Raw genomic sequence first — 12,711 nt, 5'->3', positions numbered from 1 at the left:
ATATTGCCGTTTGTATACTTAGTCGTATAAGATTGAACGTTGTTTTTCTTAGATTTAAAGCGTGGTTTGTCATTCTGCTTTTTGAAAAAGCGATTATATGCATCTGCGAGGTTTTTAAGTGCTGATTGAATAGCAATGCTGTCAACTTCTTTCAACCACTCTAGCTCCATTTTGAGCTGCGGTAGTCGAGCAGAACAAGAGTTGTAAGTCAGACCTTTACCAGTTTCTTTGTATACGTCATTCCACATACCTAAGAAGTGATTAAAAACAAAACGAGAACAGCCGATTGTTTTCGCAATCAGTATTTCCTGCTCTTTATTTGGGTAGATTCTGAACTTGTAAGCTTTTTTGACTAACAATGCTTTCACCTCACTTCATTCCTTGGTTTTCGATGTATTTTCTAACCACATGAATGGGAGAACCATCAGTAGTTAACAAACAAAAACTACTTGACCAGAACATTTCTTTCCAAAGTTTTTTACGAACTAATGGGAAGTCACGTTTTATCAGTCGGGAACTAGCACTCTTATACGCATTGCTGAACTTGGATAATTCTGTATTAGGTTGTGCTTTAAACAAAATGTGAACATGGTCTTTGGGTATAATCACGCCTTCCTCTGATACGCCTGATTATACAATAAGGCATGATGTGTTTAAATACTTTTGGCTAACGTCAACCACAATTCATCTCCCACCTATCACTGGGTTACGCCCTGCACGTGATTGAGGAAGGAGTCTTCTTGTGGAAAACCGATAAAAATAAATCAGCTACCTAACATCGGTGAAAATTACCAATACTAGATAACTGACTTACTTAGAAATTTCCTCTAAGCTCTTTCGGTAATTTATAAATCCGTAAATGTTGGTGGTTTCTTTTTGAAGCCTTTCGTCGTAATGAAAGCATAGATAAAACCGATTGCAAGCCAGATAAAGCCTACCTTCAATGTCATCGGTGATAAATTAATAAATAAGTAGAAACAAATACCAAATCCTAGCCCTGGAATTAATAAGTATCGAATTATTCTCATTTCTTTTTTACGGAAGAAGTAATACACGATCACTGACAAATTGACAAACATAAACCCTGTCAGGCCTCCAAAGTTCATTAATTCTGCTACAAAATTTGCTGATAAAAACAGCGCTCCTAAAACACTAATCACACACATCAATAAAATATTGTATACCGGTGTTTGATATTTTGGATGTAAATGTGTGAAAAACTTTTTCGAAAGTACCTCATCACGCCCCATACTAAACATTAAACGAGATGCACTTGCTTGTCCTGTTAAACCAGCTGTCACTGTTGATACAATAATCGCAACCGTATAAAGAGTTGCGAGAACTGCACCACCTGCTTTTTCCGCTACATCAAATAAAGCCGTATCAGCTGAACTAAAGTTTGTAACATCAGGCCATACGAGCTGAGCTACATACGCTTGCACAATAAAAATAAGTCCTCCGATTAAACAAGCTAAAATAGCTGCCTTCCAAATATCCTCTTTTGGATTGACTGCCTCTTCTGAAAGTGTTGTAATCGAATCGAACCCTAAAAATGAGAAGCAGGCCATTGCTGCACCAGAAATAATCGCAGACATAACAAATTTTTCATCATTGAAAAACGGTACAACAGTAAAGAGCGACGTATCACTTTCCGCACCGACAATTGTCTTTACACAAAAAATCACAAAAATAACGACTACAATTCCCATAAACATAACGAGGATTTGATTTGTTTTTGCTGCGATGCCAATACCTAGAATATTAACAGTAGTTATAATACCTGCAATTAATAACACCCATACCCAATACGGAACAGATGGTATTAATGCATTCGCATATGAAGCACCTACCATGAATACAATGAGTGGCACTAAGACATAATCCATAAACATTGCCCAACCTGCAAAAAAACCTAAATGCGGATTGATAGCACGCTGGGTATATGTATAAGTTGACCCTCCATTTGGAAAAACAGCAGCCATTCGACCGTAACTATATGCAGAAAACATCATTGCAACCATCGCAATCAAATAGGCTAATGGCAACATCCCACCTGTAGACTCTGCTGCAAAGCCATAAATATAAGCTGGCGCAATCGGTGTCATAAAAGCAATACCATAAATGACTAAATCTTTTAATGTTAAAACACGCTTTAACTGTGGTGTATGGTCATTTGGTGTTTGACTCATAGTCCATTTCCTCTCACAGATTCATTGGTTCTCGTTTTGATAGTTCTTCCATTACTAAATCAATTACTTCATCTGTACTCATCACTTGGCAATAAATTTGATTCATAATCATAATTTCAGCATCATGAAGCTGTTGCGTTGCAGCTGCACATGCATCTTCAACTAAAATAACTTCAAAGCCTGCGTCAGCTAAGCTTCGAACTGTTGAAGCAACACATTGATCTGTTACAACCCCTGTACAAACTACTGTTTCAATGCCCATATTACGCAGTAAAGATTCATAATTCGTACCACTTAATACGCTATCTGTCGTTTTATTTACAACAATTTCGTCATCAAGAGGCTTTAATTCATCCACCATCTCCGCTCCTGGGTCACCGATTGGCAATAAAATATTGTTCCATCCTGTCCGACGTTGTACAGGAGAACGATCTCGTCCATCTTTATGATGGCAAGCAATGCGACCAAATGTTACTTCTAATTTATTAGTACGGAAAAAATCTAAAAGCTTTTTATTATTCGGGATCGTTAAATTGTCGATACGATTAAAAAAGTATTCCCACTGATTAAACATGCCCTTTTCTCTTGCAACCTGCGCGTCTAATCCGTCTCGGCTAATAAACTGATGTTGCATGTCTACTATTAGTAATGCTGTTTTATCTGGGTTCACGTTTATTTTTTGACCGTCAGTCGGTAAAAATTCATAATATAATGTTGATGTATTATCCATAAAATCCCCTCCAAAATACCTATAATTCCAAAATGTATAGACAAATAAAATATAGACTCTTTGAGCAAAAAAATCTGTCTAACACAAAAATGACCTACTCATTTCTAGAAACTTAAAATGAATCGACCATTTAAAATTCACACTGTTTGTCTAAACAGAGATAGCACAACTTCATAAACACGTATGTTTACGAAGACAGTCCTGCAAACTATTCGCTACAGCCCCATTATATGATGGAGAGAACTCATCACATACTTCGGCGACACTTCCTTCTATCTAATTTCCTCATCTTTTCGGACTCCATTAGGTACTGTTAACTGCCGCGCCTCTACCTAATTATCAGAAAAATGAGAATTTTTTAATTATTTGAAATAATTATATTATTACGTTTTTTATATGTCAACTTTAAATTCTACTAGATTTTATAAGATTTATCGCGCACAACCACAAAAAAATGACAATCAAAACACTTTAAACAATAACTATTTCCCAATATACATCAACAATTGTATAAGCATTTAAATTATTCACCTAACGGCATCCACCCCTTTAGGAATATTTTGGGCTACCGTATTTAGCATTACCCAAATCATAGTGGATTCATGATCCCGTGGGCGACTAACGCCGTAAACAATTGTTCGTAGAGGGAGGTATACCCCCCACGCAATTTTTTAAAAAAATTTCATCTAACTCATAGTAAAAAACTTCTCAGAAAACAAGCTTCTAATTAAGTAGTCTATTAATATACAAAAAATGCCCTACTTATATTACCAGCTATAAGTAAGGCACCTCTAAAATTATATTCAGTTTTATTGAGCATATACATTTACATCTCCGCTACTAAAAACATCATGATATTAAACAGTAATAAAAGGTCGCAGCAGCAGCACAACCACCACCTTCTCTAATAGCAATCCCTTTTTGATAAGCGACTCTATAAACTTGAAATTATTTTCCATTATGTATCTAAGCTTGATTACCTCAAGTCTTTCTTTTTTTTTCTTTTCTTCTTTTTGACTCTTTTACATAATTAATATAGTTACCTGTTCCTTCTATTGCTGAAACTGCAATGATGGCCCATTCTAGTGGATTAACATCTCTTAGTGATTCCTTTCCATAGAATAGTGTAACGCTAGCAATAAACCCATAGAGAAGTGCTTTAAAAAAATACTCCCAAATGGGAGAATAATTTTCTAAATTGATTTTTCCGTATATTTTGTCTATTGATATTACCAATCCTAAAATTATAATTACGGTTATAATCATTTCCGTCTTCATAGTCCGCCTCCATAGAAAATTTTAATAAATTTTCCGTTGTATAATTTCTTCGAAAATATCTTCATTCCTTTATGTAACGAAAAAGGACGATTCCACTACTGGAAATCCGTTTTTTTATTGTTTTAACAGGTACGAGGAAACATATCTACTACAATTTTTTCAAAGCCGGAATCTTAGTACCTTTAACATTTACACCTTACCGCTTTCAGTCAGTGAATCCCTCCCTTTCGCACTCTTTATTTCACTCCTAATTAATTATTTTCATACGACCAACTTTACATCATAATTACTATATATGTAAATATTTTCTATAAAAACCAAACACTTTTATTAGGATTTGATCTTCAATTCGCAATGTACAGAGTGTATGAACTCAATGAGATGTTTATGGGCATATCTACTTCTACAACCATCCTTCTATTTGACAAGTTCTCGTTGTAGCTCATTTGCGGTTTACATTTATCCGCTCAATTTAAACTCGTGGTTAGTGTTGTGGAGGTGAAAATGTTACTTTTTTCATACCTTTTGCTTCATCAAATATATTTCATTAATTAATTGTAAGTTATGCGGATAAAAAACCATCTTTCTCTCACACTAATGGTGGAGGTGAGATGATCATGGGTAGTAACAAACATAAAAATAATAAAACACAAGACAACAAAAAACAGCAGAATCAAAATGCTAACAGAGAACGTAAAAATGAAAACAGAGAAGAGTTCGCTGAGGAAGTAGATTTCAGTAGTATTCAAAATGAAAATAAACGTTAGTAGTACTATCAAAATTAATTTTGAACTAACTCCCAATATTCACCTTAGAAAAAGTTGAGTATTGGGATTTTTCTTAGTCTGTAACCATAACCTTGATCCATCTCTTTCAATTTCTAAAAGTATAAAAAACTCGGAAATAATTCCAGGCTGATTACCACTTACTTTTTTCCTTCATGACACACTGTCTCGCTTTCGCATGCGATTATAAGAATAACTCTAAGACAAACGTGCTTTAGCTTTCAGTTGATGGTTATTCAGAGTAAACGATCCATCGTACTCATCGGGTTAACCCTTATCCATTACATTTTCTTTCACAACAAACATTTTCACTACTATTTTTTCTTAAACTTTTCTGCTTGATTAGAAAATCTTCACTTATGATAAGAATTTATCTACTACCAAAGCCGTGGCACAATAAATATCTACTGGTATCCATAAGAGCCATGCTATCATCCAATTTAATTTTATATATACATTAGGTGATATTATTTTCAATGCTATTTTTGTATTTCCTACGCGTTCATTATCATTATTTTTCCTTACACCTTCAGAAATATTCTCAACCTTCAGTTCTGCTTGAGTTAAATTAGGATTATGAAAATCAATCTCTAAAAATGCGTATTGCGGATTTGAAATCGACATTTTTACACTCCTTCGTTTCATCCTAATTCCTTAATAAATCAATTAAAAGCTTAAATTTCTCCTAGCATTTGGTCTATTATATTCACAACATAATAACAACATGCACTATTAAATTACAAAGTTGTGCAATGAGTACATCAATATGTCGATTATTGACTAAAATTTTAAAGAGTGTTTTTTCTTCTTTTATAATTCAATATTCAACCTTTTAATCAAAAGCATGAAATGCGGTGTTAAATCTCACAGTAAAAATTCTCTTTTTTCCGTCTTCACGGCAATTCAGGAGCGAGTGGTATAGGATAATTCACCTCTGGAAAGTTTTTGATTTGCAATTCTCTTTTAGCATTTGTCCCGTTAGCGCCTTTTAAATGTTTATCTGTTACCCAAACCTTTATTTGAAAAGATTTGGATGTCGGATTATAAAATCGTAAATCTATATAATTATAAAAAACACTTGCACCACTCAAATACCGTTCAGGATTAAGCTCCTTATAAAACAAATCCTCCCCTGTATTAGTAGTTTGTTCGATAAAATTAAGCTATAACGTTGATTCAGATTAGAATTCTACACAAATTTAACCCTTTAATAAATTGCATTATATAGTATTCTTACTATATAATAAATTAGAAAATTCAGAAATTTATAGCATGCAGGTAATATTAAAAGTTAGAGAGGAGCTAATAAGGTGAGAGATATTAGAGTTTATCATGTAGATGCGTTTACAACAGAAAGATTTGGCGGTAATACTGCTGGCGTCGTGCTGGATGGTGATAAATTATCCGAAGTTGAGATGCAAAGTATCGCAAAAGAATTAAATTTACCGGAAACCGTATTTTTACTACCTTCTAATAATGAAGATATAGATTATAAAGTAAAATATTTCACTCCCACTGAAGAAGTCAACTTTTGCGGACATGCAACTATTGGATTAACGTGGCTTTTGGCTACTGAACTTAGTCTTTCTGAAAAAAAGGAAGGTATAGTACTAGAAACGAATATCGGTAGAGTACCGGTTGTATGGCATAAGGAAAACGGGAAAGTTATTGATGTGGAAATGACGCAAGTAACGCCAAAAACACAAGATATCAAAATTGATGTGGAAGAGCTTAGTCGACTGATTGGCGTCCATTCCGAAAGCATTGATTTAACTTATCCAATCAAACTAGCGAATACTGGTGTCTGGCATTTACTCGTCCCAATAAAAGATCAAATCGATATCGACAATGCAGTACCTGACTTAACGGCGTTAGGGAAGCATAATAAAGAGCATAATATTAGCACTACACATCTTTTTACTTTTACTAACTTGCAAGAATATGAACTATATACAAGAGATTTTGCACCAGGGATTGGTATACCAGAGGATCCTGTAACTGGTGCAGCAAATGGTGCATTAGCAGGCTTCCTCTATTTAGAGGGCGTTATTCCTCAAGATGAAATTACATTTCTGACAATCGCTCAAGGAAATGCTATAGGAAGACCTGGAACTCTTTATGTGACTGTTATTCCAAAAGAATCAGAACCAGTCATCAAAGTTGCAGGAGCCGCTATTATCACAATCCGAGGTATCTTAACTATCTAAACATATCAGTTTGAATTTGAGATTTATTTTAGATATGATTGTCAAAAATCACTCGTCATGTTTTGGGTGATTTTTTCTGTGCGCCCCATTCTGATAGCATCAGGATATAAGGAATTTGAGCCTGACATAGGATTGTCATCGAGAATAGATGGTTTTGATAATCGGCTATTTAAAGAAGATATTTTCATTGAAATGTGTATGGATTACTTACTCTTTGGGATGTTTTAATTGGATTCTTTAAGTTCCTTCAATTAGTTTACATAATATATTTATCCAATCAACCCTCTATTTAGCAAATTCTCGTGGTAACTCTCTTGCTTCCGCTCCGTAAGAAGTTTAAACTGATCGGGAACATGACTGTTCCCCTCCGTCATCAGCAGCTATACCTCTCAACAAGGTTTTAAACATGAGAATACTCAAGAAATTCTTTTGGTATTGTTTCAAAAACTAAAATTTCAGGTTTCTTATAAGGTTTTCGTTTTAAATATTCCTCTACCGTCATCATACTTTAGCACCAAATGCAATGCTAAAGTCAATCCATTGTTCGGCATTTATAGGTCTGGTGAGGTCTGTCAATTCAGGAAACAATCGGCCACCATTGGAACTAAATCTTGCTACTGTATTTTTACTAAGCCCATTATTTAAAGCAATTTGTGGATCTACATATCTATCATCATCTTGTTCAAACACTATATGGTATAAATACAAAAGCTATTCCTCCCTTTTATAGAACTATATTCAAATTATTGCTAAACTAATATAAGTTTAATATTAAAACCACCAACCTAATATTCACCAGTAAATATTTTTAAACCATTGCATATTTCTCATAGGTTAGATTAATCCTGAGATCCCCCGTTATATCTTAATTTGTCATTTTGTCTGTTGGGAATTTTGGATCAATTCATTATTTGTTGGATACATAAAAGAGTCTGAACATAAGTATTTTTAAAAAGCAAAATTAAAAAATATCACAAAAGAAAAGCGCTAGAAATCAACATTTCTAGCGGGTTCTTTGAATTTTCTTCAATTTTCTCACGTAAATGCCGAATATGTACATTTAGTGTCCCATCCCCTACAAAAGAATCTCCCCATACATTTTGAAACAATTCATCTTTAGTAATGATACGGTTTTTATTATTCGCCAAATAATACAGCAGCTTATATTCCATCGTTTTTAGCTGAATATCAATACCCTTTACTCGAACACGATGTAGTTTTGTATCCATTTGGATATGGCCAAACTCTAAAACCTCTTGTTGGTTTGAACCACTGCCATATCTTTTAAGTACTGCTTTGACTTTTGCTAATAATATGCTTAGTGTATATGGTTTTTGAATGTAATCGTCTCCACCTATGTTAAGTGCGATTAGAACGTCATCATCACTGGAACGAGCACTTATAAATAAAATCGGAATCTGCGTAGTTTTACGAAATTTTTTACATAAATCAAACCCCGATTCACTACCAAGATTGATGTCTAGAAGAATCAATGATGGTTCATGTTCTTCCAAAAACAACTCGCACTCCTCTACACTTGCCACAAAAGCCGTTTTGACTTCGAACATATTAAAATATTCACAAGTTGTTTCAGCTAAAGCGATCTCATCATCAACAATTAAACAATCTAATTTCATCGTAATTCTCCTAGTAAAAGACTTCCGGTATGTATAGCATAAGAACTAAAGGTGTGATTAGAGTACCCGTATAATTCTTTGAGGTCTTATAATATTGAATTACCAATATTTTGCGCATTACTTTTTAATTTTTGTAAATAATAATCTAATTGATTCTCTTTAAAATTCGTTTCTGCCATAAATACACTTAATACCGCTACTGTCGCATCATTGGACGCATTAAAAATCGGAACCGCTATACCAATAGCTCCTTGCACATGCTCACTATTCGTAAAGCAGTAGCCCTTTTCACAAATTCCTTCTAACGACTTTTCAAGTGCTTCTATTGTTGTAATGCTATTTTTTGTATGTGCATCCAGCTCTAGTTCTGCTAAAACTTTTGCTCGCTCTTGTAGATTAAGCTGTTTTATAAAATACGCTAGATGGGTTTTACCAGCTGTTCCTGTCGGTAGTTTATATACATAGCCTAACTTTTCAGCCCATTTCAAAGTAATCGAGCTTTCTTCCTTCTCAACAAATGAATAAGTCATTTGGTCACTATACATCACACTTAAATACACTGATTCTTGAAATTCCTTTGCTAATTTTTGCATATAGGGCTTTGCAATTTTACGAAGATCTTGCTCTACCATATTATACAATTTAAGAATATTCGGTGGATTCAATATATATTTTTTCGATTCTTCTCGTTTAATAAAACCTGTATTATTTAGCGCTTCAACTAATCTATAAGCCGAAGTCAAGCTAATGTTTAACCCATTTGCAACATCCGACACTGTTAAAGAACGTTCACTCGCAAATAGCATCAGAGCACTCAACGCACGTTCAGCTACCAACGAGCTTTTACTTGTATTATTCATCCAAACACCTTCTTTTAATATTCCATTGACCTATATGTAAATTACTTATACAGTATACTTGAAGATTATATGTAGGAACATCCACATTTTTCTAATCCTTATATGTTACCATAAAAATAAAGAATCAAGACCGTTAAAATTGGCGAACTTGATCCTTTATTATTGACACTCCCATTTATTCAATTATAACCAAACTGATTGATTAAATTCCAATAATCCAATTTCGAATATTTTCATGCATCATCGTATGAATTTGTTGATCTGTTACCCCTTCTTTTTGCAATTGTGGAAGGATCTCATCTATTAGGAAACGAATAGACCAACCTGGAATTATTTCATCGATTGATTCTTGCGTATACCAATCAATATTACAGCAATAATCTTGAGATAGAAATATACGCTTCTCTAAACCTTCTTTTAATAATTGCAATAGCACTTCATTTCTTTTTGTAGCTGGAAGAGGCCCTTGTCCATAACGATCCATTCCAATATAAGCACCTTTATCTAAAATCTTATGAATATAATTCAAGTCTGTGCTATCACCTGTGTGACCAATCATAACAGATTTTAAATTCACACCCTCCTCTTCAAATATAGCTAGTTGATTTAAGCCATTTTCCGTTTCAGGGTGAGAATGTGTCATAATAGGCACACCGGTGCTTTTATGAGCTCGTGCAACTGCACGAAATACTTTTTCGAGATCTTGTGTAAGACCAGGTGCATCTGCAGAACATTTAAGAAATCCAGCTTTAATATTTGTATTTTGAATGCCCTTTTCAATATCATGAATGAATGCTTCTGCCATATGATCTATTTCTCTATTTTGGAAATAGTAAGGAATATCTGTAAATGAATAAATACCTGTGGCTGTTACTATTTGCATATCTGTTTCATTTGCGACACGCTCTAAAAATCGCACATCTCTTCCCATTCCTACAACAGTTGGATCACAAATTGTTTTTACACCTTGTGATTTTACTGCATTAGCACCTTCCACAGCTTTTTTATAAATTACATCTTCATCATATAAATGCGGGAATTGAAACGTCACTACTTCAGATCGTAATAATAAATGTTCATGTACAAGTGTACAACCCAAATCATTAATGTTTAGCTTTCCTGTAACTGTATTTATAGATACCATATTCCATTCCCCTTTTCATGATACATAATTTTTTCACATCTCTATCATAGATTTAAGCACTCTTTGTTTTCTAGCATCATCAAATGCTAGAGCACCATTCAATAAAGGATACACAGCGACGATTTCTGCAAATTTCTCTTTATAAGAAGCTAATAAATTAAATGCTTTTTCAAAGTCTTTACTATAATAGCCATAGCTTGGCAATAGGTTGATTTCACCTCTCACCATCACATTTAACGGTAATGTAACATCCTGTTCATATAAAGCAACTACAACAAATGAGCCACCTTTTTTTAGTCGTGAAATTCCTTGTTGCGTAGCCAAGGACGAACCCGAACATTCGAAAACAATATCCGCATCATTTCTTTTTTCTAAATAGTCCTCTACGATTTCAACTGCAATATCAAACTTTTCAATGGCACTTAAACGAACAGAACGATCTCTTCTTAAGCCTAAAACAGTAACAAAAGCTCCTGCATTTTTAGCAGCTATCGCTACAAAGAAACCTATGATGCCACAACCTTGGACTAACACTTTTTTACCAGTAATAGCATTTGATACTTTCTCAACAGCGTGTAACGCAACCGAAAGAGGCTCTGCAAGTGCAGCAATTTTAAAGGGCAAATTTTCAGGTATAAGATGGACTGAAGCAGCGTTTACCTTCACATATTCAGCCATTCCGCCATCAAAATGTAAACCAAGGCATTGAATATTTGAACATATATTTTTCCTCCCTTGTCTGCACTGTTCACATTGAGAGCAAGCCACACCTGGTTCGACAACAACGTGTGCATTTAGCAAATATTCATTACTTGATGCAGGGTGAACCTCTACTACAGTTCCAGATAATTCATGGCCTAATATAATTTCCTTCGGTACAAATTCATAACCTTTAGCATGGTGAGTTGCATGCAAGTCACTTCCACACACACCGTAATAACCGACTTTTATGAGTATTTCATTTTCTTCAAGTATAGGTCTTTGTCTATCTTGGACGTTTAATTGCCCTTTGCCAACTTTCACTAATGCTTTCAAAATGATTTCCCCTTTTGTCAGCTATTCTCAGCTGCTATTTTGTTATACCGCCTGTAACATCAATAACACTTCCTGTTACATAGTCGGATAAATCCGTTGTTAAAAATTCAATGACATTGGCGCAATCTTCCGGTGTCCCGAAACGTTTTAAGGCGGTTTGATTTGTATACGTTTCAGCGCCTTTTTTTTCAAATTGCTCAATTAAGCGACCAGTAGCGATATAACCTGGTGCAATTGCATTAACCATAATATTGTATGGTCCTAAATCTTGTGCCAGATATTTTGTATAAGAAACAATTGCGGCCTTTGTAGAACCGTAGTGTGAGTATGTGCCTCCTTCTGTTGCTTGTAATCCAGTAACAGAGCTTACTGTGACGATTTTGCCGTAATTCTTTTTCTTCATACCTCCTACAACTGCTTTGACACAATTCACTGTTCCAAAAAAGTTACGCTCGTACACTATTTTCAACTGCTCCAAGTCAATTTCAGATGCTTTATTTTCAAGTATAGCCCCTGTCCCCCCACCAGCATTGGCAACTAAAATATCAACTTCACCTAGATGAGCAACAATTTTATTAAAAGCCCCTTGAACAGCAGCTTCATTTGATACATCTGCCTCTACACCAATTACTTTTACATCATGCTCTAACAATTCATCGACAACTGTTTCATACTGCTCACCGATATGCTCTTTTTCAAATTGCTGATACGACTTCAAATCCACGTCAATTATTCCTACATGTGCTCCTAATTGTGCTAGCCTTAATGCATAGGAACGTCCTATTCCTCGTGCTGCACCTGTGACAACCGCTACTTTGCCTTCTAATTTTTTCATTTCCGATTCTC

Annotated in this window: 14 protein-coding genes, 1 pseudogene and 1 riboswitch; of the genes and pseudogenes, 2 read left to right on the top strand and 13 right to left on the bottom strand. The window is 34.6% G+C overall.

Annotated elements, in window-relative coordinates:
• From ABE34_RS16205 to ABE34_RS16185, 5 genes and pseudogenes are all read right to left on the bottom strand, one after another.
• Positions 1-359 (bottom strand): helix-turn-helix domain-containing protein (locus ABE34_RS16205; protein ID WP_197143525.1); only part of this gene is annotated, 359 nt, incomplete at its 3' end.
• Between the two features lie 10 nt (positions 360-369).
• Positions 370-594, bottom strand: a pseudogene (gene tnpA, locus ABE34_RS16200) (IS200/IS605 family transposase); the annotation flags it as partial.
• A gap of 251 nt (positions 595-845) precedes the next feature.
• Complete coding sequence (locus ABE34_RS16195; protein WP_197143516.1) at positions 846-2,189, bottom strand: APC family permease; 1,344 nt, start codon at positions 2,187-2,189, stop codon at positions 846-848.
• A gap of 13 nt (positions 2,190-2,202) precedes the next feature.
• Positions 2,203-2,919 (bottom strand): cysteine hydrolase family protein, encoded by a 717-nt coding sequence (locus tag ABE34_RS16190; protein WP_197143515.1) that lies wholly within the window; start codon positions 2,917-2,919, stop codon positions 2,203-2,205.
• Positions 2,920-3,072: 153 nt separating this feature from the next.
• A riboswitch (Lysine riboswitch) is annotated at positions 3,073-3,258 on the bottom strand.
• A 642-nt stretch (positions 3,259-3,900) separates the two neighbouring features.
• Entirely contained in the window at positions 3,901-4,197 is a 297-nt protein-coding gene (locus tag ABE34_RS16185; RefSeq protein ID WP_197143514.1) for a hypothetical protein, read from the bottom strand.
• A gap of 617 nt (positions 4,198-4,814) precedes the next feature.
• On the opposite strand from ABE34_RS16185, the gene ABE34_RS16180 reads away from it, so the two are divergent.
• Positions 4,815-4,964 carry a hypothetical protein gene (locus ABE34_RS16180; protein WP_197143513.1) on the top strand — a complete coding sequence of 50 codons (150 nt, stop codon included), beginning with the start codon at positions 4,815-4,817 and terminating at the stop codon, positions 4,962-4,964.
• 375 nt (positions 4,965-5,339) lie between these two features.
• Here ABE34_RS16180 and ABE34_RS16175 read toward each other — a convergent pair whose 3' ends face one another.
• Together ABE34_RS16175 and ABE34_RS16170 are read right to left on the bottom strand one after the other, a co-directional pair.
• Entirely contained in the window at positions 5,340-5,606 is a 267-nt protein-coding gene (locus ABE34_RS16175) for a hypothetical protein (protein ID WP_197143512.1), read from the bottom strand.
• A gap of 269 nt (positions 5,607-5,875) precedes the next feature.
• Entirely contained in the window at positions 5,876-6,106 is a 231-nt protein-coding gene (locus ABE34_RS16170) for a VanW family protein (RefSeq protein ID WP_206700776.1), read from the bottom strand.
• A gap of 186 nt (positions 6,107-6,292) precedes the next feature.
• Between ABE34_RS16170 and ABE34_RS16165 the strand changes: the two genes are divergently transcribed.
• Positions 6,293-7,189: a PhzF family phenazine biosynthesis isomerase gene (locus ABE34_RS16165; RefSeq protein ID WP_197143511.1), complete on the top strand. Its 897-nt coding sequence runs from the start codon at positions 6,293-6,295 to the stop codon at positions 7,187-7,189.
• 501 nt (positions 7,190-7,690) lie between these two features.
• Here ABE34_RS16165 and ABE34_RS16160 read toward each other — a convergent pair.
• The 6 genes from ABE34_RS16160 to ABE34_RS16135 form a co-directional block, all read right to left on the bottom strand.
• Entirely contained in the window at positions 7,691-7,897 is a 207-nt protein-coding gene (locus tag ABE34_RS16160; protein ID WP_241747232.1) for a hypothetical protein, read from the bottom strand.
• Between the two features lie 263 nt (positions 7,898-8,160).
• On the bottom strand, positions 8,161-8,826 hold the full coding sequence (locus tag ABE34_RS16155; protein ID WP_197143510.1) for a response regulator transcription factor: 666 nt from the start codon (positions 8,824-8,826) through the stop codon (positions 8,161-8,163).
• A gap of 86 nt (positions 8,827-8,912) precedes the next feature.
• The gene (locus tag ABE34_RS16150; protein WP_197143509.1) at positions 8,913-9,686 is read right to left on the bottom strand and encodes an IclR family transcriptional regulator; all 774 of its coding nucleotides are present in this window, start codon (positions 9,684-9,686) and stop codon (positions 8,913-8,915) included.
• Positions 9,687-9,888: 202 nt separating this feature from the next.
• Complete coding sequence (locus ABE34_RS16145) at positions 9,889-10,830, bottom strand: phosphotriesterase family protein (protein WP_197143508.1); 942 nt, start codon at positions 10,828-10,830, stop codon at positions 9,889-9,891.
• A 33-nt stretch (positions 10,831-10,863) separates the two neighbouring features.
• Complete coding sequence (locus ABE34_RS16140) at positions 10,864-11,865, bottom strand: zinc-dependent alcohol dehydrogenase (protein WP_197143507.1); 1,002 nt, start codon at positions 11,863-11,865, stop codon at positions 10,864-10,866.
• Between the two features lie 34 nt (positions 11,866-11,899).
• A complete protein-coding gene (locus ABE34_RS16135) occupies positions 11,900-12,700 on the bottom strand; it encodes an SDR family NAD(P)-dependent oxidoreductase (protein WP_197143506.1) in 801 nt (266 codons plus the stop codon).
• Positions 12,701-12,711 lie beyond the last annotated feature (11 nt).

The organism is Lysinibacillus sphaericus (assembly GCF_015844675.1).
GTDB classification, from domain to species: Bacteria; Bacillota; Bacilli; order Bacillales_A; family Planococcaceae; genus Lysinibacillus; species Lysinibacillus sphaericus_E.
Note: the sequence above shows the minus strand (reverse complement) of the source record. Positions and strands in the feature narration are given on the sequence as shown.